Raw genomic sequence first — 24,467 nt, 5'->3', positions numbered from 1 at the left:
ACCTGCATTGCGCAGGAAACGGGTCGTTTCGAACCGCGCACTCCGGGCAGGTTGGACCCAGAAAAGGAGACATCCCATGTTCACAATCGAAGCCCTGCCCACGACAGAAGTCCGCGCCTATCAGGCCGGAGCCCCCGATGCATATGGCAACCCGCCCGAGCGGACCATTTCGGACGGGGCAGGTAACCCATGCCGCCACTGCCTGTGCAATATCCCCGAAGGCGCACCAATGCTGATCCTGGCACATCGCCCCTTTGACGGGGTACATCCCTATGCCGAAACAGGGCCTATCTTTCTGTGCGCCGACGAGTGCCAGAGGCGCGAAAGCGGTGAAAGCTTGCCCGACATTTTAACCACATCCCCCGACTATCTGATAAAAGGTTACGGGACTGATGACCGGATCGTATATGGCACCGGGGCCATTGAACCCACCGACCAGATTACACAGGCTGTGTCTCGCATCTTTGCACGCTCTGACGTGGCTTATATCCACATCCGGTCATCCCGAAACAATTGTTATCAGGCGCGGATTGACCGAGCCGATTGACTTGCTGAAGACGTCAGGGCCAGAAACACGTCCTCTAGATCGGCCTCTTCGGTCTTGACGTCACGAATATGGATGCCGGCAGCGCGCACCGACTCGAGCACCTGTTCAGCGCTGGTCTGTTGGCTGTGATAGGACAGCACAACCGCGCCATCGTCGCGCAAGGTCGCCTTGATCCCGGGGCCGTCCGGTAGCGCAAGAACCGGAGCATCCGGCAGGATAACCATGGTACGCGCATCCAAGCGGCCCAGCAGGTTTGCAGTGCTGTCCTGTACGATCTTTTCGCCCTGGTTGATAATCGCGATCTGGTCGCACATTTCTTGCGCTTCTTCCAGGTAATGTGTGGTCAGGATGATGGTCATGCCCTGCTGGTTCAGCTTGCGCACATTGGCCCAGAGCATCTGGCGCAGCTCGATGTCCACCCCCGCCGTCGGTTCGTCCAGCACCAATACATGCGGGCGATGCACCAACGCTCTACCCAAGAGCAACCGCCGCCGCATGCCGCCCGACAGCGTGCGGGCATAGGCCTCGGCCTTGTCAGAGAGGCCAATCATTTCAAGGATTCCGTCACTGCGGCGCTGCGCCTTGGGCACGCCGTAAAGCCCTGCATGCACCTCTAACGCGCCGCGCGGGGTAAAGAAGGGATCAAGGTTCAACTCTTGCGGCATCACCCCGATAGACGCTCGCGACTGTCGCGGGTTTGCATCCTGATCAAAGCCCCAGATCGTCACCTTGCCTGCGGATTTGACCACCAGTCCAGCAAGGATATTGATCAAGGTCGACTTGCCTGCACCGTTTGGCCCCAACAGACCAAAGACCGACCCGCGTGGCACCACCAGATCAATTCCTTTCAGGGCCTGCTTTTCAGGTTCCCCGCGTCCACCGCGATAGGTTTTCTTCAAGCCTTCAATACGGATTGCATCCTGGGTCATCTGCCGCACTTGCCCCTGCTCGGTTGATCGCTCATAAACGCAGCTAACCCATGCCCGCGAGGCCTACAACTCTAGAAGGATCGCCAGCGATGACAATCGAAGCGCCCGAAACCAAAATCGTCGAATCCAGCCGCGTCGCCTGCGATGGTGGTGAGGGTGCCCTGGGTCATCCTCGCGTATGGCTGCAGATCCCCGAAGACCTGGGCTGGGTCGAATGCCCGTATTGCGATTGCAAATACGTGCTGAAGGGTCACGAAGGCGAGTGACACGCACCGAGCAACGCTTTGAGTTGCCTGGCACTGTTTGCTTTTCCGCTCCGTTGCGTTCGGGCCGCAGTGGCAGGGGCGCAGATTGACGCCACAGGCTCGCGGTAGAAACCGGACAGCGAAATTGAGGTTTTCCTGATCTCGGGGCCTATTCACTGCGACTTTTTCTTGCCACATGACGAACGAACCTGGGATCATTGTGTCGAGCTAGAGCGGCATGGGCTGCCGGTCATTTGCCGATCCCGAAGCAAAAACAAGGGAACCGCTCCAGACGCCTCACTTTACCAAAAAGTATCTGTTTTTCCCGACCGTTGGACATTTCAATCTGTTCAGAACGTTTAATACTGGGATTGGACAGGTGCTACGAGAAGCCGGGTCGCCAGTTGGCTTATGGGTCCCACTGCCCGTTTCGGTGACATTGTCACATCGGGGTTTTTTATCGCTGGATGGGTGACGCTTGGCTTTGTTTTCGTACTGGCCAGGGGCGTTCAATATAACGTAGTTTTGTCCGACGTGTGGGTACGGGAAAGCAGCTGTTGCGGGTCAGGTACATGTTCGTACACGATCGAGGTCGAAAATCGCTCCCACAGGTCCGGCTGCTCACCTTTTGTCGGCGGGGAATTGTACATCTGGGTTTCGGAAAGCGATGATCGAATTTCACGCAGAGGCATATGCTCGGCAAAGCCGGGCAAAACGGTGCTTGTGTCCTGATGCAAGGACGCCGTGATATGCAATTTACTTTGCAGTCTCCAGTTTAAGGCTTTTCTGCATAAGATCGCGCGCTTGTCCGACACAAAGTATACCAGATTGCTAAGAACAAGCCGACGGGTGCAGGCTATCCCAAATGAAATTGCGCCGAAAGCCAGGGTTGCAGACATACATATCAGAATGGATGTATTTGGCGCGACGCCGGGCCGTTCAGGGGCGAATGGCACTAGTCCCCACATCACAAGGATGGCCGCAAGGAATGCCGTGTGCAACAGGCGCTCGTGATAAACCGCCTGAAAGAACTGCCGCCCATAAGCGGGTCGACCAGACCAAAGAAGACGCTCGCCAGGTTCCAAGATATCGCCAAGTTCGAGGTAGTCAGATCTGAGGGTAATCGGTTTTGACATGCTGCCACGCTATCTAGGAGGATAAACTAAAACAACCTTAAAGTGTTACGCACGATATCGACTAAATCTTAACGATAGGTTAGCGGGCCTGCCTATGTCAGCGGCCTCAACAACAGCGATTGCGGTCAAGCGCGGGATACCCGATAAAAAGCCGGACACGACCCCATAACAAAAGGCCCCACATCATGAGCAAGACCGAGTTTGGCAAAGGCTGCCATTTGCATCTGATCGACGGCTCGGCCTTTATCTTTCGTGCCTATCACGCGTTGCCGCCGCTGACGCGAAAGTCGGACGGAATGCCGATTGGCGCTGTTTCAGGGTTTTGCAACATGTTGCAGCGCTATGTTGACGGCAACCACGGCCCTGATGCGCCGACCCATGTGGCCGTGATCTTCGACAAGGGCAGCCACACCTTCCGCAACGATATGTATGACCTCTACAAAGCCAACCGCGAGGCAATGCCCGAAGACCTACGCCCACAGATGCCGTTGACACGCGACGCCACGCGGGCCTTCAATATCGCCTGCGAAGAGATCGAAGGGTACGAGGCTGACGACATCATTGCCACTTTGGCCGTGCAGGCCCGCGAGGCCGGTGGCCGTTGCACGATCATCAGCTCGGACAAGGATCTGATGCAATTGGTGGGCGACGGGGTCGCAATGCACGATGCGATGAAAAACAAGCGCATCGACCGCGATGGTGTGTTCGAGAAGTTCGGCGTTTTCCCGGAGCGTGTTGTGGACGTGCAAGCCCTGGCCGGTGACAGTGTCGACAACGTGCCGGGCGCGCCGGGCATCGGGATCAAAACCGCAGCCCTGCTGATCAACGAATACGGTGATCTGGAAACGCTTCTGGATCGCGCCGAAGAGATCAAACAGCCAAAACGCCGCCAGACCCTAATCGAAAAGCGCGATCAGATCGAGCTGTCGAAACGGTTGGTGCAGCTGGATGAAAAGACGCCGCTCGAATTCACTCTGGACGACCTCGAGGTGCGCGATCCCGATCCTGACACTTTGTTGGGCTTTCTGGCCGAGATGGAATTTCGCACCTTAACCAAACGGGTCGCTGATCAATTGGGCGCCGAAGCACCGGTCATCGTGGAAAAAGCCGCGCCCGATGCAGAAGCGGTGATGGTCGAAGACATCCCCTTTGACGCCACAAAATACGAATGCATCCGCGATGCGGCGGCTTTGCAGCCCTGGATCGACCTGATCCGTGACAAGGGCTGGGTGGCTGTTGATACGGAAACCACCGGCTTGAACGAAATGATCGTCGATTTGGTGGGGATTTCTCTTTGCGTCGAGGCCGGATCGGCCTGCTACATCCCTTTGACCCACCGGGCGGCAGCCGCCGATGACCTTTTTGGGTCGGATGAGCTGTCCGAGGGGCAGATGCCGCAGAACCAGGCCATCGACCTGCTGAAACCAGTGCTCGAAGATCCGTCGATCCTGAAAATCGGGCAGAACATGAAATATGACGCCAAGATTTTTGAACGCTATGGTGTACGCGTCGCCCCGATCGACGACACGATGCTGATGTCTTATGCGATGCATGGCGGTGAACACGGGCACGGAATGGACACGCTGTCAGAACGCTACCTGAACCACACGCCGATCCCGATCAAACCGCTGCTCGGCTCGGGCAAATCGGCAATTACCTTTGACAAGGTGCCGATTGACGAGGCCACGGCATACGCTGCCGAGGATGCGGACATCACCCTGCGCCTGTGGCAGCTGTTCAAGCCGCAATTGCACCGCGCACAGGTGACCACGGTCTATGAAACCCTCGAACGCCCGCTGGTGCCTGTACTGGCCGAGATGGAAATGCATGGCATCAAGGTCGACCGCGAGGTTCTGAGCCGCATGTCCAACGCCTTTGCACAAAAGATGGCAGGGCTTGAGGCCGAAATTCACGAGTTGGCAGGCGAGACGTTCAACGTGGGATCACCCGCGCAGCTCGGTGAAATCCTGTTTGACAAGATGGCGCTTGAGGGCGGCAAGAAAGGCAAGACCGGCAAGTATTCGACCGGTGCCGATATCCTTGAGGATTTGGCAACCGAGCATGAGTTGCCGCGCCGGGTGTTGGACTGGCGGCAGCTGAGCAAGCTGAAATCGACCTACACGGATGCGTTGCAGACCCATATCAACCCGGACACGGGCCGCGTTCACACATCGTATTCGATCACCGGGGCCAACACCGGGCGCCTGGCCTCGACCGATCCAAACCTGCAGAATATCCCCGTACGCACCGAAGAAGGGCGGCGCATTCGCGAGGCGTTCATTGCCGAACCGGGCAACGTTCTGGTTTCACTCGATTACAGCCAGATCGAGCTGCGCATTCTGGCGCATATTGCCGAGATTGACGCGCTGAAGCAGGCCTTTGCCGATGGGCTCGACATTCACGCGTTGACCGCGTCCGAAATGTTTGACGTACCGCTTGATGAGATGACGCCGGACATCCGGCGTCAGGCCAAAGCGATCAACTTTGGTGTAATCTATGGCATCTCAGGCTTTGGTCTGGCTCGCAACCTGCGCATTCCGCGGGCCGAGGCGCAGGGTTTCATCGACCGCTATTTCGAACGCTTCCCCGGTATCCGCCGCTACATGGACAATACTGTGGAGTTCGCAAAGGAACACGGGTACGTGCAGACGCTGTTCGGACGAAAGATCCACACGACCGAGATCGCCGCCAAAGGGCCGCGAGTCGGCTTTGCCAAACGCGCCGCAATCAACGCGCCGATCCAAGGGACCGCAGCGGATGTGATCCGCCGCGCCATGGTACAGATGCCCGATGCGATCGCCGATCTGCCTGCCAAGATGCTGCTGCAGGTGCACGACGAACTGCTGTTCGAAGTGGCCGAAGATGCCATTGACCAAGTCATCGAAGTCGCTCGCAATGTTATGGAAGGCGCGGCCGATCCGGCGGTGAAACTGGATGTGAAACTGACGGTGGACGCAGGTCGCGGTGCCAACTGGGCCGAAGCGCACTGAGTTTAACCTCGGGCACGCTGCGCATCAGGCCCGACGGGCCCTCTTTGCAGCGGGTCAGCCCTTGGGGCTGACCAGGCGCGCGACGATCAGGATAACCGCAAAGGCGATGGGCCAGCTGAACGCCCGTGCGCCCATCCATTTGCCGAAAGTATGACCGCCAAGACCAGCAGTTTTGATCGTTGCCACGCAGGTTACGATGCAAGACATGATCCCAGAAACCAGAAACCCGAACAAAACAGGGGCAAATCGGGCTGGCAGCATCTGACCTCTCCTTAATTGGCGGGCCTCCACCCGAGTGTATCAACGGTCCGAGGTTTCGACGGTTTGTATTCGGCGCTGACCCATCCGCTGTACCCGGCATCATCGAACGCCTGAAACAGGGCTGGAAAGTCCATCATGCCCCGCCCTGGTTCTGACCGATCCGGCGCAGCGCCGATCTGGACATGAACGGCCCGCGAGTGGAAGCGTTCCCACACTTTGAGGGCATCACCATGGATCACCTCTGCGTGATAGGTGTCATATTGCAGGCCTACATTGGGGCGATCCACCAGATCCAGAACGTCTGCGGCCAGATCATAGTCGTTCAGGAAATAGCCAGGCTGATCGCCGGGGTTCAGCGGCTCGATGGTGAATTGCTGGCTTGGCGCATGATCCGCCGCCCATTGCAGGTTACGCACAAAGGTCTGTTGCGCCTGCGCACCTTGTTCGTAGCCTGCCATGATGTGCACCATACCGGGCCGCAGCTGCTCGACATAACGCATCACGCGCGTGATATCGCGTTGGAACCGCGCCTCCTCCCCGGGCACAGCCGCAAATCCCGGTTGCCCGCCCGCGTAGTTCGGTGGCGGCGCGTTGATCAGCACCAATTTCAGCCCATTGGCTACAAGTGCGCGACGCGTTTCACGCGCTGCGATCTCATAAGGGAAAAGGATCTCGACTGCCTCGAACCCCGCTTCTGCCGCCGCTTGAAAACGATCGAGATAAGCAAGCTCGGCAAAGAGCAGAGAGATATTGGCGGAAAACTTGGGCATCGGACCCCTCCTGAGGTTCACCGATAGGCATAAACCGTCGATCCATATCCAGCCAAGCCTCTGAAAACGACACATTGTCGAAAACCGGCCAGATGGCAGGGCGATTTCGGGCGACACGAGGAGGGTAACGCCGAATCAGGCGATTGACCCATATTCGAACAGGAAAAACGGGATGGCCTATAGCCCAGATCCCGCCCGGATATCTGCGCCTGTCGCCGGTTCCGCGCGGCAGACCATTGCTTCGGGAAACATGCTGGGCGTTGCGGCCATGATGACGTGGGCTGCGGGCTTTCCAGCAGCCGAGGTTTTGTTGCAAAACTGGCCATCTCTGACGATCATCACTGCCCGCTTGATCATGGCTTTGTGCGTTCTGTTCCCTTTGTGGCTGTTGGTCGAAGGACCCAGCAGGATTCTAAACGCAAACTGGCCCCGCGCCTTGGTGATCGGCGGGTTTGGCTTTGGTGTGGGCACCTATCTGCTGCTGGTCGCTCAGGCTTTTACAGATCCGGTGACTGTTGCACTTGTCGCATCGTGCGCCCCATTGATCGGAGCCATCTTGGAGGTGCGCGCAAAATCCCGCCGCCTGAACAAGCAGTTCGCCTTTGGCGTTGTCGCGTCGATCATCGGCGGCATCATTGCCACCAGCGGCCTGGCCCCCATACAGCTGGGGCTTGGGGCGCTGTGTGCGATTGTGGCCACCACACTGTTCACTTGGGCCAGCATGAAAACCGTGCAGGCATTCCCTGAACTGGGACCAGTGGGGCGATCAACCATCACGTTCTCGGGCGCGTTGCTCATGGTGGCAACGCTGCTGGTCGGTTCAGCCGTTCTGGGTTTTGATGTGACGCCACGCGTGGCCATAGATATGGAACAGATTGGTATGCTGGCGATCTATGCCATTGTTGCGATGTCTGTCAGTCAGATCATGTTCATCGGCGCGGTAGACAAGCTGGGAGTGGCCGTCGCCACGTTCCACATCAACACCGCCCCGTTTTATGTGATGGTGATCATGGTAATGTTGGGATCAAACTGGAACTGGACCCAAGCCATTGGCGCGGCCATCGTTGGGTTGGGTGTTGTCGCGTCACAGATCCAATCGCGCCGTTAATTTTCAACCTCGGACGAGGGCATGAGACCAAAGAAAGCACCTGCAGACCAAACGCCGAACCAGCCGTCGTGGTGAACACCCAGTTCAACCATGCGGTAAAAACTTTTGCGGTCAATCCGTGCCTCAAGCCCGGCGCGCACCATGACATAGGGTGTCGGCTTGCTGCCCTCGCCAAGGCGGACCGGATTGTCCGCATCAGCAACGACCCGGTCCTCGACATGGGTCGTGAAGGTCAGCACCTGCGCGCCACCTTCCCCCTCGCAGTCGACGTCGATGGCAACAAAGGGCGCATCCTCAACCGTGATTCCCACCTTCTCGACCGGGGTAACCAGATAAAACTTGTCGCCCTCGCGCTTCAGGATCGACGAAAAAAGCTGCACCATCTTGGGCCGCGTGATGGGCCGCCCTTCGTGAATCCAAGTGCCGTCGCGCAGGATTTGCATGTCCAAATCGCCGCAAAATGGCGGGTTCCATAGGTGAACCGGCGGCAATCCGCTGTCTTTGGACGGTTTTATCGCCTCTGCGATGTCATCTGCCGAGGGCGTCACGACTTTTTGTCCGCTCATTGTTTTTGCCATTTCCAGTCAACGCGATACACTTAGACACATATAGGTTCATCGAGAGGAAAACCATGTCTGAGCCCGCCGATCTGGTCACCGAGATTGAACGTCTGGAAACCAAGCTGAAAGAGGCCAAGACCTCGATCACCCGCCGGTTCATCGGGCAAGAGCGGGTTGTCGACCTGACACTGACCGCTCTGCTGTGTGGCGGGCATGCCCTGCTGATCGGTCTGCCGGGTCTGGGCAAGACACGGCTGGTGGAGACGCTGTCGACGGTCATGGGGTTGGATGGCAACCGCATTCAGTTCACACCCGACTTGATGCCGGCCGATATTCTGGGGTCCGAGGTTCTGGACACCGCCGAAGATGGCTCGCGCCATTTCCGCTTTGTGCCGGGCCCGGTGTTCTGTCAGCTGCTGATGGCGGATGAGATCAACCGCGCCAGCCCCCGGACCCAATCAGCGCTGCTGCAGGCGATGCAGGAAAAGACCGTGACCGTCGCGGGCGAGGATCGCAGCCTTGGCGCGCCATTCCATGTTTTGGCGACGCAGAACCCAATCGAACAAGAGGGCACCTATCCCCTGCCCGAAGCGCAGCTTGACCGTTTTTTGGTGCAGATCGACGTGAATTACCCAGACCGCGCGACCGAACGAGACATTCTGTTGGCCACCACTGGCGTTGAAGAAGACGACTCCAATCAGGTCTTTACCCACCGAGAGCTGCTGGATGCGCAAACCCTGCTCCGCCGGATGCCGGTAGGCGAGTCGGTGGTCGAGATGATCCTGGATCTGGTCCGTGCCTTCCGCCCCGACGAACCGGGTGTGTCCGACCGCGTGGCTGAAACCGTGGCCTGGGGTCCGGGTCCGCGCGCGGCTCAGGCATTGATGATGACCGTGCGGGCGCGTGCCCTGTTGCAGGGGCGACTTGCGCCAAACGCCGAGGATGTCATCGACATGGCCCGCCCTGTGCTCAGCCATCGGATGGCGCTGAACTTTGCTGCCCGCGCGCGCGGAGACAGCCTTGCCGATCTGATCGAAACCACAGCGGCCAGCCTGGGCTCGGCCGAGGCGGCGGCGTGACCCCGACGCTCTCCTTGCGCGAAAGATCCGAGACCGAAGCGTCCCGGTTGCCCCCGTTGCTGGCCTATGCCGAGCAACTGGCGGGCACCGTCTTGCTGGGCGATCACGGACGTCGACGCGCGGGGTTGGGCGATGATTTCTGGCAATATCGCCCGGCGCAGCATGGCGACAGTCGACGGCTGATCGACCACCGCCGCTCGGCGCGCGGTGATCAGCAGTTTGTCCGCGAACGGGAATGGCAGATCGCGCAATCGGTAATGCTCTGGGTCGATCAGGGCGCGTCGATGCGGTTTGCATCCGACAAGGGCGTGCCGCAGAAACAGGAACGCGCGCGGCTGTTAGCTTTAGCAATAGCGATCCTTTTGGTGCGCGGTGGTGAACGGGTGGGTTTGACAGGTACCCGCCTGCCGCCCCGGCGCGGAAACGCGCAGATCATCCGACTGGCCGAGGCTTGGACACAGGATGTCGACACCGACTATGAACCGCCGGAGCACCGGGCGATGGTGCCCTATGCCCGCGCTGTTTTTGTCTCGGATTTCCTTGGCGATCTGGCCGAAGTGGAACTGGCCTTGACCAAGTCCGCAGATCGCGGCGTGCGCGGCGTGTTGCTGCAAGTTCTCGATCCCAGCGAAGAGCTGTTTCCTTATCAAGGTCGCACCATTTTCGAGAGTGTCGGCGGCACCGTCCGTCACGAAACACTCAAAGCCGGAGAGCTGCGGGGCCGCTATCTGGACCGTCTGGCTGAACGCAAGGCCAAGCTGCAAGAGCTGTGTCAGCTGACCGGCTGGCAACTGGGTCTGCACCACACGAACGACAGCGCGCAATCGGCACTTTTGTGGCTCTATCGTGCATTGGACGGAGGACGTAGATGACCATTCTGGCAGGCATCGGGTTCACCGCACCCTGGCTGTTGCTGGGGTTGCTGACCTTGCCGATCCTATGGTTGCTGTTGCGGGCTGTACCTCCAGCGCCAATCCGGCGGCTGTTTCCTGCTGTTACCTTGCTCTTGGGTATCCAGGACGACGAAACCGTTTCGGACCGCACACCATGGTGGCTGTTGCTCTTACGCATGTTGGCCGTAGCGGCAGTGATCATCGGGCTGGCCGGTCCCGTGCTCAACCCTTCGCGCGATGAGATCGGGTCTGGCCCGTTACTAGTGGTGATGGATGCAACCTGGGCCGGAGCGACCCAATGGTCCGACCAAAGCGAGCTTTTGGCAGTGCAGCTGGCCGAGGCAGGGCGTGCCGGACGGCAAGTCGCAGTGCTGCGCTTAAGCGATCCCGAGCCGTTGGTGTTCCAATCGGCCGCCGCCTGGAGCACTCGTATACCGGGATTGCGGCCAGAACCATGGCAACCCTCGGACAAACAGTTGAACGGCATAGCTGACATTCTTGACACGGTCGAAGGGGGCTTTGATACCATCTGGCTCAGCGATGGGCTGGACTATTCGGGTCGCAATGCCACTCTGGATTTACTTCACTCCCGCGGTGCGGTCACAGTTTATCAATCAACCCAACCCACCTTTGCTGTACGCCCTGCCAAATTCGAAGACGGTGTCGTGCGTCTAACCGTGGCACGCGCCCTGACCGATGACACCCGCGAGGTTTCTCTGCTGGCGCAAGGGCGCGATCCTGCGGGAACAATGCGCGTGTTGGCGCGCGCAACCGCCCAATTTGCACCCGGTGACGAAGAGGCCACCGCCGATATGTCGCTGCCGTCCGAGTTGCGCGCTCGGATCACCCGGTTCGAGCTCGAAGGCCAGCGTTCGGCCGGTGCGGTGACCCTCGCCGACGACAGTCTGCGTCGACACGAAGTCGCAATCTTTGCCAGTCGACAGAGTCGCGAGGCGTTGGCTCTGTTGTCCGGCAAACACTACCTGACTCAGGTGGTTGTCCCCACCGCCGAATTCATAGACGGTACTTTGTCCGAGGTGCTGCCCGCAAACCCCGACGTCGTCATCTTGGCCGACATCGCCACCCTGTCCAAACTGGAAGAGGCCGAACTGGTCGCCTGGGTTGAAAAGGGTGGGCTTTTGCTGCGCTTTGCCGGACCCCGACTGGCCGCAAGCGATTTGGCCCGCGCCGAAGAAAACGCCTTGATGCCCGTGCGCCTGCGTGGTGGTGGCCGCTCTGTTGGCGGTGCCATGAGCTGGGGAGAGGCCAAGACATTGGCACCGTTCGATGAAACTTCGCCCTTCTTCGGTCTGCGGATCCCAACCGAGGTTACCGTGACGACGCAAGTGATGGCGCAACCCGACCCTACACTGGCGGACCGGGTGATCGCCTCGCTCAACGATGGAACGCCTTTGGTCACACGCAAAACGCTCGGGTTGGGGCAAGTGGTTCTGTTCCACGTCACTGCCAACGCGGAATGGTCGAACTTGCCGCTGTCGGGCCTGTTTGTCGAAATGCTTGACCGGCTGGCGGTATCGAGCGCCGCCAAGATCCGCGAAGCGGTGAACCTGGAAGGCACCACATGGACCCCAACACACATCATGGACGGGTTCGGCATCTTGTCCGATGCCGGGAACCTGCCCGGCGTACCCGGTGAGCAACTGGTCAACAATGCCATAGGCCCCGACCTGCGCCCCGGCATCTATACCAACGAAAATCGCAGTCTGGCGATGAACGTGATCACCGAAGACACCCAATTGCGCACCGCCAATTGGCCCGCTTCGGTCCCTGTACGCGGCCTCGCGATCGAGCCCGAGCGGGATCTGTCCGGACTTCTGCTAAGCCTCGCTTTGATATTGCTGGTGGTCGACGTCATCGCCTCGTTGGTGTTGTCTGGGCGGTTGGGGTTTGGGCGAGCCATTGCACCCATTGTGGCGCTGCTGATGCTCCCCACCGATCTGCCCGCGCAAACGGCGGAGGAAGCTGATTTTGCTCTCACCTCAACCAACGAATTGGTGCTGGCGCATGTGCTGACAGGGGACGCTAGTCTGGACCGAGTCGCAAATGCCGGTTTGCGGGGTTTGTCGGACACGCTGTTTTTCCGCACATCGATCGAACCTGCAAACCCCGTCGGCATTGACCTGGAACGCGATGAACTGGCGTTCTTTCCGCTGCTTTACTGGCCAATCACCCCCGATCAACCGCTGCCCTCGGATGAGGCTTATGCCAAGCTGAACACTTACTTGCGCTCAGGCGGCATGATCTTGTTCGACACCCGCGACGCCGACATTGCCAGATTCGGGGCATCCAGCCCGAATGGACGCACGTTGCAAAAACTGGCCGCGCCCTTGGACATTCCGCCGCTGGAACCAATCCCCAGTGATCATGTTCTGACGCGGACGTTCTACCTACTGCAGGACTTCCCCGGTCGTCACAAGAACACGCAAGTCTGGGTCGAAGCCGCACCACCAGATGCCGAACAGATCGAGGGTATGCCGTTCCGCAACCTCAACGATGGGGTGACGCCCGTGGTGATCGGCGGCAACGACTGGGCGGGTGCCTGGGCCACCGACCCTGATGGGCGCACGTTGTTGCCCGTGGGTCGCGGATATGCCGGGGAACGGCAACGCGAACTGGCCTATCGGTTCGGCGTGAACCTTGTGATGCATGTATTGACTGGAAATTACAAATCCGACCAGGTCCATGTGCCTGCGCTGCTGGATAGGTTGGGCCAATGACCGGAACCATTCTGTTTGATCCCATGATCCCCTGGCCTATCCTGATCGGGGTCACTGTGTTGTCTGTGGCGGGTGTCGTGCTTGCGCTGTGGCGCGGGCTTTCAGGCTGGGCGTTGCGCGGGTTGGCGGCCCTGGTGCTGTTAGCAGCCCTATCTGGCCCTGTTTACCAGATCGAAGATCGCGTTCCGCTCACTGACATCGTCGTAATTCTGGAAGACGAAAGCGCCAGCCAAAGCCTGTCCGATCGCAGCACACAAACCGCTGAGGCCGCCAAGACGTTGGTCGCCGCCATTGAACGACGTGAAAACACCGAACTGCGCCGGATTATCGTGCCGGATGGGGACGGCGACACCGGCACGCAATTGATGCAATCACTGGCCGACGCGTTGGCCGAAGAACCGCGCGCCCGGGTGGCCGGCATCTTGGCTTTGACCGACGGGCGCACTCATGACATCGACCGCACGCCCAACCTGCCCGCCCCAATGCATGTGCTGCTGACGGGTCGCGCAGACGATTGGGACCGTCACCTGATCGTGCGCAACGCGCCGGCTTTTGCCATCATCGACGAACCGATCACTCTGACCGTGCGCATCGAAGACAACGGAGCCGTGCCGCAGTTGTCGCCGTTCGCACAGCTCAGCATCTCGGTCGACGGAGGCGATGTGCAGACCGTCGACGTGCCCATCGGTCAGGATTTCGAGCTGCCACTGACCTTGCCCCACGGTGGGCGAAACGTGATCCAGTTCTCGGTCCCTAAGGTGGACGGCGAGCTGACCGACCGCAACAACAGCGCACTCATCCAGATGAACGGCGTGCGCGACCGGCTGCGCGTGCTGCTGGTCTCGGGCGAGCCACACCCCGGCGGGCGCACCTGGCGCAACCTGCTGAAATCCGACAGCTCGGTCGATCTGGTGCACTTCACCATCCTGCGCCCCCCCGAAAAACAAGACGGCGTGCCCGTGGATGAGCTCTCTTTGATCGCTTTCCCCACGCGTGAACTGTTTCTGGAAAAGATCGACGACTTTGATCTGATCATTTTCGACCGTTACAAACGCCGCGGAATCCTGCCTGCGATCTATCTGGACAACGTCACCAATTACGTCGCCGATGGAGGCGCCGTTCTGGTCGCTGCTGGTCCCGACTTTGCCACGGCAGACAGCATCTATCGCTCACCGCTGGCCCCTATTTTACCCGCAGAGCCGACCGCGCGTGTGATCGAAGACCGCTATTTGCCCCAGGTGACTGAATTGGGCCAACGGCATCCCGTCACTGCCGATCTTGACACCGCAGACGTATGGGGACCGTGGCTGCGTCAGATCGACGTCGCGGCGCGTTCTGGCCACACAGTTATGACCGGTATCGACGATCGTCCCCTGCTGGTGCTCGACCGCGTGGGCGAAGGACGCGTGGCGCTCTTGGCATCCGATCACGCCTGGCTCTGGAGCCGGGGGTACGAAGGCGGCGGGCCTCAGCTGGAACTGCTGCGGCGGCTGGCACACTGGATGATGAAGGAACCCGAGCTTGAAGAAGAGGCGTTGTTTGCCGAAACCAAAGGCCAAGCCATGACGATCATCCGCCGCACCCTGTCTGAAGAGGTCGGTTCGGTCACCGTCACACGGCCTGATGGTGAAAGCCTGGATTTGGGTCTGACCGAAGTCGCACCGGGTCGATTTGAAACCACATACTACGGCCCCGAAGTGGGGCTGTACCGACTGACCGAAGGCACCCGCGAGGCCGTTGTCGGTTTAGGCCCCGCCGCCCCGCGCGAGTTTGAGCAAACGATCGCGAGCGCCGAGCTGTTCGAGCCAATCATCCAGCCCCTGCGCGGTGGCATCTTCCGACTAGAAGATGGTGTTCCGTCGGTCCGCAGCGTCCGCGAAGGCCGCCCTGCTGCGGGTCGCGGCTGGCTGGGCCTGACCCCGCGCGGCGCCTATGAAACCCGCGACGTTACCCAAAGCGCGCTGTTACCGGGTTGGCTGGTCTTGCTACTGGCTTCTGCCCTTCTGATCGGTGGGTGGCTGCGCGAGGGGCAGCGTTGACCCACTATTGATCCCCACGAATTCGCCAGCTCTCCCGCACCCGAACGATCCCGACTTTGTCAACATCGTTAGCGGCTTTGGGCCGGGCACTGCGCTTTGCGCAGTGCCCGGCCCAACGGGAGGAGGTGTTTCGTCAGAAACATCGACGACGGGCGGGAGCGCTTGTTCGTTTCCAGCCCGTCCCAACACGCAAAGCTACTTGAACGTCACACCCACCGACGGATTGCCGGGCAAACCGGCGTAGGTGGCAATGGCGCCACCCTTTCCCCTGACGGGTGGAAACAACGGGCCGAAAGAACCGATCGAAATCATGTCACCGGGCGCAAACTCAATGCCCTTCGATATGAGCCACAGAACCGAATTAGCCGGGTGTCCCAGAACCGCCCTGCCCGGGACCTGCGCCAAGACCTCTCTGTCGGCTGCGGTTAATGACACCTGCATTTTCCCAAGCATATCAGTCATCTCCTCGGCATCTGTGACCGGGATCGCAGCACCTAGAACACCCAGCTTTGGCGCAACCCCAATGGCCGTCAGGGTCACGCCTGTGATCAGTTCACCCTGGGCCAAGGTCAAATCAGGCAATTCAATAAAGGGATGCACGGCAGAGACATGAGCCGGAACTTCCTTGGTGGTTTGCGCTTGGTTGATTCCCATATCGCCCACGACCAGGATCAAGTCCGCCTCGAATACCGGCCGCGCGCCCCAATTTGCTGACACCACCGCCCCATCCCGCAGCATCATGTTCTGATAGAGCACGCCCTGCAATGGCTCGGTGACATTGAACCGCTCTTGCGCCGGTTTACTGGTCAGACCGGCTTTATAGCCGATAACCGGCCCCATATGGGGCTCCATCGCGCGGACCAACTTGGCTTGGGTGCACAGGGCGTCTTCCATTGTGCCACCTTTGGATAAGGCCACTGTTGGAGTGTTGGAGATATAATCTGCGACAAAACCTGCAATTTCGTCATCGCTGGCACAATCGGCAAGGGCGTTGCCCGCGCAAAAGACGAAGGCGGTTAACAGGAAAAAACCAATTCTCACTTGGGATACTCCTTGTGGGTCAATCAATGCGGATGTTCGCCCGGTCGGACCGTCCTGTACCGTCGATCACAACCAGCTGCGAAAAACCCCGACCCGGATTACCGATCTCAAACTCGCGGCTCTGCATGCCGCGCACTACGGGCACCCCATTGGCCAACACGACAAAAGGCGCCTGACCGCCGCGCAGCTTGATTGCCAGCGCTTCGCCCTGGGTGTCCAGACGCGCGCCATTGGGCGGAAAGATCAGGCTTGGCCTGTTTCCGTTGCTGACGTTGGCGCGTACCTCAAACCGCTGGAGGGGACGCGGCAGCTCGGCTGCGCCAAGGATCAGCGTGGCAGCAGGTGGTGGGGGCAGCGGATCAAAGGCAGGCTTCAATCGGCCAAAGGCCTGGAACAGAACCGGCGCTGCCAGGTCGCCACCAAAGACCCCCGGAACCGGCGTGCCATCCGCCCGCCCCATCCAGACGCCGATTACATGGCGCCCGTCATAGCCGATCGCCCAGGCGTCTCGGTGGCCGTAAGAGGTGCCGGTTTTGTAGGCCAACACACCTGATGACGCACCCGAAGGCGGGGTCAACCCAGACAGGATGTCGCCCACGTGCCAGGCCGCGACAGGGGACAAAACCCGACCCGTTTCGACGGTCGCAGTCGACAGGTCATCGCGCAAGGTAACGCCCTGTCCGCCGCGCGCAAGACTGGCGTAGAGCTGTACAAGATCCTGCAAACTCATACCGATGCCACCCAATGAAATAGCCAGGCCAGGTTTGCCCGTCGGCAATTTCGGATCAGTTCCGACCCGGCGCAAAGCTGACATCAGGCGTGAGGAACCCAAGGCGTTCGTCAGTTTGACCACCGGAATATTCAGCGACATTTGCAAGGCGTCACGCACCCGCACGTCACCGCGAAACTGCCCGTCGAAGTTGCGCGGCGCATAGCGGCCGAACTGAACTGGCCCGTCATGGATGAGCGTTTCGGGATGGGCCAGACCCTGATCAAAGGCCAGCCCGTAGACCAGCGGTTTGAGCGTCGATCCAGGCGAACGGATCGCTTGGGTCATGTCAATGAACCCCTGCCGGTCGTCAGCATACTTTGGTGACCCGACAGAGGAGAGTATCTCTCCGGTTTTGGCGTCTGCCACGACCAGTGCCGCAGACATGGCACGCCCAGCCTCGCGCGCAGCCTGCGCAATCAGGCGCTCCAGGCTGGCCTGTGCGGTGACATCCAAGGTCACGTCATGCCGCAAACGGTCCGGAAACTGCGCGCGTTGCCGATCAGCCAGATGCGGGGCCAGCGCGGGAAAAGGCTGTTGAGTTCTGGGCAAGCGTTCCGCAGTGGCGACCGTGACCTCGGCCACGGGCAGGACGCCTTGGGCCTGCATCCGCGACAGCACCCGGTCCCGGGCAGCCCGGGCCGCATCCGGGTGACGATCCGGGCGTCGGGTTTCGGGGGATTGTGGTAGGGCCACGAGCAGCGCCGCCTGCGCAGCGGTCAGGCGTCGCGGTTCTTTGCCGAACCACGCGAGCGAGGCCGCGCGCACTCCTTCCAGATTGCCACCAAACGGCGCGTGGGTCAGGTACAGATCCAGGATCTGCTCCTTGCTCAGCCGCCGTTCCAGCGCCATTGCCACACGCATCTGACGCAACTTGCCGGACCAGCGCCCGGTCGAACCATCCTCGAGCAAACGCGCGACCTGCATGGTCAGGGTCGAGCCACCCGAAACCGTTCCACCATTCCACAGCGCCTGCCCAACCGCGCGTAGCATGGCCATTGGGTCAACACCCGCATGGGTGTCGAACCGCTTGTCCTCGTACCGTTTCAACATGGTCACATAAGTCGCATCCACCGGCCCTGGTGTCAGACGCCAGATGCCGTCGCCCACCTGATAGGCCCGCAATAGCTGGCCATTGCGGTCCCGTACCTCGACCGAGGTTTCCGACAGAACCAAGGGCAGTTTTGCCCGGTCGATCCAAACGTCCAATCGGTCGCGTGTCAGGGCAGTCAGGAAAAATCCAACCGCCAAAGCAAAGCTGATGAACGCACCGCTAAGCCTCATCCACCCACCCATGCCAGCCTTCGGGATAGGTCGTAACAAACCCGCTGGCATCCACATCCAACAGGGCGGAAAAACTCGGTGATCTGTACTGCACCTGCCCGCCCGGTGCCCGTTCGTAAATCTGATCCAGGCGCGCAATCTGATCCAGGTCGGGTTTGAGCCAGGCAGCTTGGGTTGTAACCTGTTCGCCGGGAACACCGCCCAACCGCCGGATCGGCAGCAAATTGGTTGCTGGGGTAAAGCTCAGGTCCAGATCGATACAATCCTTTGTGCCCGGTTGCAGCACGTCATTCAGCAGCCAACCCTCGTCACAGTGCGTCAAGCGCAGTTTCACCGGGCGCCCTTCGACCTCTCCGGCGACATCTGCTGACAGGCTCTGCCATTCGGGGCCGCAACGCACATCATAACTCAGGCGCGAGCCGATACCGTCAACGCGCCAGACGGCATAGCCGACGAGAATCCAACCCTGTTTCACGCGCGACAAGGTGCAACGGTCAGTGCCTTCACCCACCGTTCGCTGCCAATGCGCCGTGGCCAGGGGATGGGTCATGGCGTGACCTCAACCCGCCCTGTATCAGTCCGTGCCCGATAGCGAGGACGATACATGTCTTCGACCGCCGCCGCCGGGTGATGAAATTCACCAGGAGTCACGGCGCGCGCCACATAGGCCACCGTCACCTGCTCGCTGTTGTCCATGTCAACGGCTGCCAGGAAGCGGTCTGATCGGAATTCGGCATGGGTCGCCTCGGAAAGATCAAGCCAGTCCAATGACCGCACATCACCCGATTGCAGTAAGCTGGGATTGTCGATTTCGATCCCGGCGGGCAGCGGGTCATCGATCATCAGGCGTGCGCCCGATGGCTCGAACGGCTCAACAGTCAGAACGGTGACAAAGCGTTCACCAACGGAGAAGCTTCGGCGATCCAGCGGCGCGCCTTCCATCGAGAAATACTGCCGCGTGATGCCATATCCGGTGCCACCCGCTGGGGGTGCTATTTCAGGTACGCCAAGGGTGGTTAGTGTCACCTCGGTCGTTTGCCCATCAGAAGCGGTGATGTTGTAGCTGTCTTTTCCCGCGCCTTGCAGCACCTGAACAAATGGGCCCGTGACAGGGGCACCATTTACCAACAGGCCCGCGTGTTCAGGTGACTTGATCAACGCCTGCGCGGCAAGCAGGGTCCATGCGGCCTCTTGCGTGGACAGGCGATCACCGGTCTGGCTGACTTGATGAACCAGCTCCGCATTCTGCGCCGTCACGCTGCCTGCCTCGGCCGCCAACGCCAGCAGTCCCGCCAAGTCCCGTTGCGAGGTGCCATAGTCCGCGCGCCAGTACGCGTTGTCACCAAAACCATGCTCTTCGAACATGCCAGCAGCCCGCGCAAACAGCGCATCGGCCCGTGTTTGATCGCCATACATCGCCAGCGCCGCACCCAATTGCGCCACAGCCAGCGGGGTGGCAAAAGCTTCGGCTTTCACGTCGGCGTAGTAGCGCAGATCACCCATGGACGCTGCCCCTTCACGGGCCAGCACCATCAAGGCATAGGCCACATCTTCGCCCCCTAAATCAAAGTCGGGGGCATAGTTGATGCGGTTGCGCAGGTTGTCCTTCGCCTGAGCAAACGCGCGTTCCGGGATCGTGTACCCTTCGACCCGTGCCCGGCTCAAGAAGTCCGAGACATAGGCGTCCAGCCAGAAATCACCGCTTTCGGCGCGCCACAGACCAAAGGCCCCGTTTGACGCCTGCCGCGTCAGAACGCGCGAGATGGCCGCATCAATCTGGGCCGAGATTTTCGTCGCGCTGCCGAGCCCGGTGGCCTGCGCCACGGACGACAGATAAAGCAGCGGCATAGTCTGCGATGTGACCTGCTCGGTGCAGCCGTACGGGTAGCGGTCGAGCGTGCTCAGCAGACCAGGTGCGTCGAACTTGGCCAGTGGACCGGCTGACAGGATGGCACGTGCCGATCCTTGTCGCAGCCCGGCAAACACATCGTCCGAGAACAGGAAACTGTCGCCTCCGGCCAGCGAGAACCGTCGGGTTTGCGCCACAACAGGATCATTGGCCCGAACCGGCATCCGCAAAGTTTGCGTCAGTGTGACGCCATCAGGCGTGGTCAGGGCAAGCTCGATAGTTGGATCACCGACGCTCCCTGAGCGGATCGGAATGACAAAGGATTTCTTTTCGCCGGTTTTCAATGCAAAGGCAGCGGGCACATCGCCCACCTGCACGCCTTTCGCAGCGGAGACACGCAGCTGAATCTCTCCCGCCGCACCGTCGGCATGCACCGCCTCCAGCAACATGCGGCTGCTGTCGCCGGGGGCCAGGAACCGTGGCAAGCTGGCAGTCAGAACCACCGGATCGCGCACCACCATGTCATGCTCGACCTGACCCACGGCAGATTGCGACCAGGCCACAGCCATCAGACGAACCGTTCCATTGAAAGCGGGCAGTGGCACCTCGACCTGTGCTGTGCCATCGGGACCAACTTTCACTGTTCCGCTGAACACCGCCATCAGGTCTTGGGTCGGTGGCGGTGATTGCATCCGCGCTCCGTTGTCGGCATCCCCACCCGAGCGCACTTGTCCCATAGCCCCGTTCATCCCGTCGATCAGACGGCCATAGACATCGCGCAGCTCAACCCCCAAACGCCGCTGGCCAAAATAGTGGCCTTGCGGATCGGGGCTTTGGAAACCCGTCAGGTTCAGAATACCCACATCAATTGCAGCAAGCGTCAAATAGACGTCTTGGCCTTCTGCCGCACCGTCCACCGAGACACTGACGATCTGTTTTTGTCGCGGTCGCACAACTTTGGGCGTGTCGATGGACACTGCCAGCTTGCGCCCTTCGGGCTCGACCGTGGCATGCACCAGGCCAAGCGCGCGAGCCGGGTTTTGGCCTGCGCTCACGTCCATCGGACGGATCACAGTGGCAGTGACATAAGCGCCGCTGCCCCAATCCGCTGTTACACTCAGCGGAATTCGGGTGTCGCCTGCGGTGACCTCAACCATCTCGCGGTGGATCACCTCGTTCGACATCACTTGTATCAGCGCAGTGCCACCCATGCGCGGCACGATCCGCAGCTGTGCGGTCTCGCCAACGCTGTAACTGTCTTTGTCCAGCGAAAGCTCCAATCGGTCCGGTGTGACCGAGGAATCCCCGCCCTGATACCAGCCAGCATAGAAATCGAACGCCGCAGCGGTGTAGGTGCCATCCAACCGTTCGACCTCCAACTCATACTCGCCCCAATCAACCGGTTGAGTGACTGTCAAAGGCTCGCTGCCCAGATCAGCCTCGCCGGTCTCTATGCGGGTGCGGCGCCTGGTCGGCTCCCAGTTCCAATTGCCATAAAGCTGATACCACTGATAGCGCGTCTCGACCCGGTTCAGGGTCCAGCGCACGCGCATGTTTTGCGGTTTCAAGTCAGGCGTCAGGCCGATGACCTGAAACGCGGCCTCGGACCCTTCGGCCACAACATCTTCGAACAGGGGCTTGATCCCAATCACATCCGTGGGCGGGTTGACCTGCGCGACTAGGCGACGTTCCACCGGACGGGCCGAACCGTCGGCGAGACGGGTGATCAACGTTGCCTCTAGCGGGCGACCTGCGGCGTCGATCTTGGGGATGTCCACAAACAGCTGCGCTTTGCCTTGTGCGTCCGTGCGTTCGCCGCCGAAATAGCTGCTTTGCGCGGTGACCGAGCTGTCATAGCGGCCAAAGCGATAGCCGGGATAAGCCGCAAGCTGTTGCGTGGTATGGATCACGACCTGCCCGTCAGTGGTCAGATCAGACCCCGGCGCGCCAAACAGATAACGCGCATCAATGCTGAGCGGTACGCTGTCACCGGGGCGCAAGGGCGCATTCGGCAGGCTTTGGTCAAAGTCGATACGCTCGGGCAGGAAATCCTCGACCAACACGGTCTGACTGGCCAGCACCGTGCCCTTGGGGTCGCTTTTGATGTCCAACCGCCAAGAACCACGCGGCACAGTGGCATCCACCGGAAGGGCGAAGACATGACCACCTGCGACGCCGCCGTTTGAAACGCGGCGCAGATATTCCACCCCATCCGGTCGGCTGAGGATCGCTGTCAGCGGCAGTCCGTCGATGGCTTGGGCCACGCCGTCGCGTGCCAAAACGGTGGCGTTGATCACCTCTCCGGCGCGGTATGCGCCACGGTCGGTGGTCAGGAAAACGTCGACCGGGCCGGGCGCGGGCCGCCCCTCGACCCCGCGATCAGACAGATCAAACGCTGGATCGGTTAGTGAAAGGAACCCGATGTCGCTGTCGCCTTGCCGGGCAAAGACCATCGCCGGTGCTGCCGCACCGGAGCCACGGGTGAGGCCAGCGTCAAAGCGCACGTTGCCATCTGCATCGGTCGCCGCTTCGGCGAGAACAGCGTTAGCTTTCGAGATCAGCGTAACTTGGACACCGGCGCGCGGTTTGGCATCGCCAAGCCCCAAGACTGAGACGTGCAGACCATCGGTACCAGACACCGTGCGCATCCCCAAATCGGACAAGACAAACCACTGCGTCGCGCCCGGATCGTCATAAGGATCGGCACCCGGAACGCGAGCCGTCAGCGCATAGATACCTGCCGGTTGGCCGACAATCGCCTCGGTCAGTGGCAGACGGGCGGTCATGTCGCGATTCAGTTCGCTGGTGACATCGGCGGTGCCAGTCCAGACCTCCTGCGCGATCTCGGTGGCGAACTGCTGATCCTGCCACTGACTGAGTGGACGACCAAAGAAACCATCCTGCACCGCGCGCAGCAGGTTGCGGTCGCTGACCCGGCGCAGGCGCAGGTCGATCTGGGTCAAGTTCACGGTTTCAACCGGCAACGCGGCCTCAGCCGTTTTTGGCAGAACGTAAGACCGCCCGGGGAACCGCACTGATGGAGAGCGGTCGCGCACATAATGCGTCAGCGTCACATCGCGGTGCAGGGTTTCGCCCGACGCAGCGGGCAATCCCTTGCGAAGAGTGAACCGATAGCGTTCGCCATGCTCGACACCATCAACGCACAGCTGCTGCTCGTCGGCCTGAACCGACAGGGTCGTTGTGGGCAGTTGAACAAACGGATCATAGTCGATGCTGGCCTTTTCCAGCGGTTCCGAGAATTGCACACAGATGCGAGGAGCAGCCGCATCGCTTTCCACCGTGCTGTCGACCACCCGGAAACCGTATTTGGCGATGGCGCTTTCCAGGGCGGCCAGAATATCCTCGCGCGGTTGAACCTCGGACGCGTGGCGCAGCACAGCAACCATATCACGCCCGCGACCCGAACGTTCCAATGCCTGGGACAAAAGCTCCAGCGCGGTGACTTGCGCGCCCGCATTGTCAGAACGCAGATAGCTGTTGAGTGCGGCCGAAATCGCCATCGCGCGCATTTCGGATCTGCGCCGTGCGTCCGGTTCGATCTGCAGCAACCGCCGTGCATATTCACCCCACAGATCGGCGCGATCGCTCAGGGACACCGCCACACCCGTCCAGCCCAAGGCGCGCACCGGATCCGAGGCCGCGGCACGCATGGCGCCCAAAACCGCCTCAATATCGCGACCACCCGCGCGATGGCGCAAGCCCAAATCGCGTGCCATAACAAGGGCCTGCGTAAAATCACGTTCCCGCAACACGTTCAGGGCCTGCGCGCGCGCCGTCCCGCGTTGCAATGCGTCCGCAGATGTAGCGATCTTTTGCGCCGAAATTGCGCCTTCGTAGCGGGTCTGATCGCTTAGGCCGCTTTTGGGGAAGCAGGAATTTGACCGTGTGTTGAACGTGAAAGCCGCGCACTGACGGTTGGCAGAACACGCCCGGACACAGGAATTCAGGTCCGTATCAAACAGCGCATCCAGATCAGCGCCGTAAAAATCCATGTCCTGGGTCACGATGTAGCGAAAGCCCGGAACGGCGTCTTGCGCAGTCGCGCTCCCCGCCAGCAAAATTATCGAAAGAATTTGACCAATCAGCTTAATGACAAAGCGTGGCATGATGCCCTCCCTGTTTGGATCAGGGTCGCATGGGCGACAGCGGCTTGGCAACGATTCCCACATTGAGACTTGCTTAAATACTTGTTCACCGACTCGTCGGAT

The 24,467-nt window shown here is 60.3% G+C and carries 18 protein-coding genes; 9 read left to right on the top strand and 9 right to left on the bottom strand.

From position 1 onward, the window contains the following. Positions 1 to 76: 76 nt before the first annotated feature. Positions 77 to 547 carry a DUF1203 domain-containing protein gene (locus tag G6R15_RS14425; RefSeq protein ID WP_164660663.1) on the top strand — a complete coding sequence of 157 codons (471 nt, stop codon included), beginning with the start codon at positions 77 to 79 and terminating at the stop codon, positions 545 to 547. Here G6R15_RS14425 and G6R15_RS14420 read toward each other — a convergent pair. Further along, a complete protein-coding gene (locus G6R15_RS14420; RefSeq protein WP_164660662.1) occupies positions 520 to 1,476 on the bottom strand; it encodes an ABC transporter ATP-binding protein in 957 nt (318 codons plus the stop codon). The genes G6R15_RS14425 and G6R15_RS14420 overlap by 28 nt on opposite strands. Positions 1,477 to 1,565: 89 nt before the next feature. Here G6R15_RS14420 and G6R15_RS14415 point away from each other — a divergent pair, with 89 nt between their 5' ends. Both G6R15_RS14415 and G6R15_RS23125 read left to right on the top strand, forming a co-directional pair. Next, positions 1,566 to 1,742 carry a zinc-finger domain-containing protein gene (locus tag G6R15_RS14415; RefSeq protein WP_164660661.1) on the top strand — a complete coding sequence of 59 codons (177 nt, stop codon included), beginning with the start codon at positions 1,566 to 1,568 and terminating at the stop codon, positions 1,740 to 1,742. Positions 1,743 to 1,959: 217 nt separating this feature from the next. Then, positions 1,960 to 2,196 carry a DUF2459 domain-containing protein gene (locus G6R15_RS23125; protein WP_164660660.1) on the top strand — a complete coding sequence of 79 codons (237 nt, stop codon included), beginning with the start codon at positions 1,960 to 1,962 and terminating at the stop codon, positions 2,194 to 2,196. Positions 2,197 to 2,230: 34 nt separating this feature from the next. Here the strand turns inward: G6R15_RS23125 and G6R15_RS14405 are convergent, their stop codons facing one another. Then, complete coding sequence (locus tag G6R15_RS14405) at positions 2,231 to 2,857, bottom strand: hypothetical protein (protein WP_164660659.1); 627 nt, start codon at positions 2,855 to 2,857, stop codon at positions 2,231 to 2,233. Positions 2,858 to 3,042: 185 nt separating this feature from the next. Here G6R15_RS14405 and polA point away from each other — a divergent pair, with 185 nt between their 5' ends. After that, positions 3,043 to 5,847: a DNA polymerase I gene (gene polA / locus G6R15_RS14400; protein ID WP_164660658.1), complete on the top strand. Its 2,805-nt coding sequence runs from the start codon at positions 3,043 to 3,045 to the stop codon at positions 5,845 to 5,847. 54 nt (positions 5,848 to 5,901) lie between these two features. On the opposite strand, the gene G6R15_RS14395 is transcribed toward polA, so the two are convergent. Together G6R15_RS14395 and G6R15_RS14390 are read right to left on the bottom strand one after the other, a co-directional pair. Further along, positions 5,902 to 6,108 carry a DUF2798 domain-containing protein gene (locus tag G6R15_RS14395; protein ID WP_164660657.1) on the bottom strand — a complete coding sequence of 69 codons (207 nt, stop codon included), beginning with the start codon at positions 6,106 to 6,108 and terminating at the stop codon, positions 5,902 to 5,904. Positions 6,109 to 6,119: 11 nt separating this feature from the next. Then, a complete protein-coding gene (locus tag G6R15_RS14390; protein ID WP_164660656.1) occupies positions 6,120 to 6,878 on the bottom strand; it encodes a hydroxypyruvate isomerase family protein in 759 nt (252 codons plus the stop codon). 172 nt (positions 6,879 to 7,050) lie between these two features. On the opposite strand from G6R15_RS14390, the gene G6R15_RS14385 reads away from it, so the two are divergent. After that, the gene (locus G6R15_RS14385) at positions 7,051 to 7,986 is read left to right on the top strand and encodes a DMT family transporter (protein WP_240336773.1); all 936 of its coding nucleotides are present in this window, start codon (positions 7,051 to 7,053) and stop codon (positions 7,984 to 7,986) included. Here G6R15_RS14385 and G6R15_RS14380 read toward each other — a convergent pair. Further along, a complete protein-coding gene (locus G6R15_RS14380; RefSeq protein ID WP_240336772.1) occupies positions 7,983 to 8,552 on the bottom strand; it encodes a DUF1285 domain-containing protein in 570 nt (189 codons plus the stop codon). The two genes, G6R15_RS14385 and G6R15_RS14380, sit on opposite strands and share 4 nt — an antisense overlap. A gap of 65 nt (positions 8,553 to 8,617) precedes the next feature. On the opposite strand from G6R15_RS14380, the gene G6R15_RS14375 reads away from it, so the two are divergent. Genes G6R15_RS14375 through G6R15_RS14360 form a run of 4 tightly spaced genes read left to right on the top strand, consistent with a single transcriptional unit; the run spans position 8,618 to position 15,295 of the window. Next, entirely contained in the window at positions 8,618 to 9,625 is a 1,008-nt protein-coding gene (locus G6R15_RS14375) for a MoxR family ATPase (protein ID WP_164660654.1), read from the top strand. Beyond that, positions 9,622 to 10,497, top strand: coding sequence for a DUF58 domain-containing protein (locus tag G6R15_RS14370; protein ID WP_164660653.1), 876 nt, complete (start codon positions 9,622 to 9,624; stop codon positions 10,495 to 10,497). The genes G6R15_RS14375 and G6R15_RS14370 overlap by 4 nt, the downstream gene beginning before the upstream one ends. After that, positions 10,494 to 13,256, top strand: a complete 2,763-nt coding sequence (locus tag G6R15_RS14365) for a DUF4159 domain-containing protein (protein WP_164660652.1) — start codon at positions 10,494 to 10,496, stop codon at positions 13,254 to 13,256. The genes G6R15_RS14370 and G6R15_RS14365 overlap by 4 nt, the downstream gene beginning before the upstream one ends. After that, entirely contained in the window at positions 13,253 to 15,295 is a 2,043-nt protein-coding gene (locus G6R15_RS14360; protein WP_164660651.1) for a hypothetical protein, read from the top strand. Before G6R15_RS14365 ends, G6R15_RS14360 begins: the two co-directional genes overlap by 4 nt. 195 nt (positions 15,296 to 15,490) lie before the next feature. On the opposite strand, the gene G6R15_RS14355 is transcribed toward G6R15_RS14360, so the two are convergent. From G6R15_RS14355 to G6R15_RS14340, 4 genes are read right to left on the bottom strand one after another with little or no spacing between them, the layout of a single operon-like run. Further along, positions 15,491 to 16,336: a 2-keto-4-pentenoate hydratase gene (locus G6R15_RS14355; RefSeq protein ID WP_164660650.1), complete on the bottom strand. Its 846-nt coding sequence runs from the start codon at positions 16,334 to 16,336 to the stop codon at positions 15,491 to 15,493. Positions 16,337 to 16,355: 19 nt separating this feature from the next. Further along, positions 16,356 to 18,401 carry a penicillin-binding protein 1C gene (gene pbpC / locus G6R15_RS14350; protein WP_240336771.1) on the bottom strand — a complete coding sequence of 682 codons (2,046 nt, stop codon included), beginning with the start codon at positions 18,399 to 18,401 and terminating at the stop codon, positions 16,356 to 16,358. Next, on the bottom strand, positions 18,379 to 18,939 hold the full coding sequence (locus tag G6R15_RS14345; protein ID WP_164660649.1) for a putative glycolipid-binding domain-containing protein: 561 nt from the start codon (positions 18,937 to 18,939) through the stop codon (positions 18,379 to 18,381). The genes pbpC and G6R15_RS14345 overlap by 23 nt, the downstream gene beginning before the upstream one ends. Then, positions 18,936 to 24,365: an alpha-2-macroglobulin family protein gene (locus G6R15_RS14340; RefSeq protein WP_164660648.1), complete on the bottom strand. Its 5,430-nt coding sequence runs from the start codon at positions 24,363 to 24,365 to the stop codon at positions 18,936 to 18,938. The genes G6R15_RS14345 and G6R15_RS14340 overlap by 4 nt, the downstream gene beginning before the upstream one ends. Positions 24,366 to 24,467: the final 102 nt, after the last annotated feature.

It is taken from the genome of Tropicibacter sp. Alg240-R139 (assembly GCF_900537075.1).
GTDB lineage: Bacteria > Pseudomonadota > Alphaproteobacteria > Rhodobacterales > Rhodobacteraceae > Falsiruegeria.
Note: the sequence above shows the minus strand (reverse complement) of the source record. Positions and strands in the feature narration are given on the sequence as shown.

What these genes read in the sequence shown, in the direction of transcription:
- G6R15_RS14420 (WP_164660662.1), bottom strand. Translation starts at nt 1,476, where the DNA reads ATGACCCAGGATGCAATCCGTATTGAAGGCTTGAAGAAAACCTATCGC.
- polA (WP_164660658.1), top strand. Translation starts at nt 3,043, where the DNA reads ATGAGCAAGACCGAGTTTGGCAAAGGCTGCCATTTGCATCTGATCGAC.
- G6R15_RS14415 (WP_164660661.1), top strand. Translation starts at nt 1,566, where the DNA reads ATGACAATCGAAGCGCCCGAAACCAAAATCGTCGAATCCAGCCGCGTC.
- G6R15_RS14385 (WP_240336773.1), top strand. Translation starts at nt 7,051, where the DNA reads ATGGCCTATAGCCCAGATCCCGCCCGGATATCTGCGCCTGTCGCCGGT.
- G6R15_RS14345 (WP_164660649.1), bottom strand. Translation starts at nt 18,939, where the DNA reads ATGACCCATCCCCTGGCCACGGCGCATTGGCAGCGAACGGTGGGTGAA.
- G6R15_RS14365 (WP_164660652.1), top strand. Translation starts at nt 10,494, where the DNA reads ATGACCATTCTGGCAGGCATCGGGTTCACCGCACCCTGGCTGTTGCTG.
- G6R15_RS23125 (WP_164660660.1), top strand. Translation starts at nt 1,960, where the DNA reads ATGGGCTGCCGGTCATTTGCCGATCCCGAAGCAAAAACAAGGGAACCG.
- G6R15_RS14395 (WP_164660657.1), bottom strand. Translation starts at nt 6,108, where the DNA reads ATGCTGCCAGCCCGATTTGCCCCTGTTTTGTTCGGGTTTCTGGTTTCT.
- G6R15_RS14380 (WP_240336772.1), bottom strand. Translation starts at nt 8,552, where the DNA reads ATGAGCGGACAAAAAGTCGTGACGCCCTCGGCAGATGACATCGCAGAG.
- G6R15_RS14390 (WP_164660656.1), bottom strand. Translation starts at nt 6,878, where the DNA reads ATGCCCAAGTTTTCCGCCAATATCTCTCTGCTCTTTGCCGAGCTTGCT.
- G6R15_RS14425 (WP_164660663.1), top strand. Translation starts at nt 77, where the DNA reads ATGTTCACAATCGAAGCCCTGCCCACGACAGAAGTCCGCGCCTATCAG.
- G6R15_RS14340 (WP_164660648.1), bottom strand. Translation starts at nt 24,365, where the DNA reads ATGCCACGCTTTGTCATTAAGCTGATTGGTCAAATTCTTTCGATAATT.
- G6R15_RS14360 (WP_164660651.1), top strand. Translation starts at nt 13,253, where the DNA reads ATGACCGGAACCATTCTGTTTGATCCCATGATCCCCTGGCCTATCCTG.
- G6R15_RS14405 (WP_164660659.1), bottom strand. Translation starts at nt 2,857, where the DNA reads ATGTCAAAACCGATTACCCTCAGATCTGACTACCTCGAACTTGGCGAT.
- pbpC (WP_240336771.1), bottom strand. Translation starts at nt 18,401, where the DNA reads ATGGGTGGGTGGATGAGGCTTAGCGGTGCGTTCATCAGCTTTGCTTTG.
- G6R15_RS14375 (WP_164660654.1), top strand. Translation starts at nt 8,618, where the DNA reads ATGTCTGAGCCCGCCGATCTGGTCACCGAGATTGAACGTCTGGAAACC.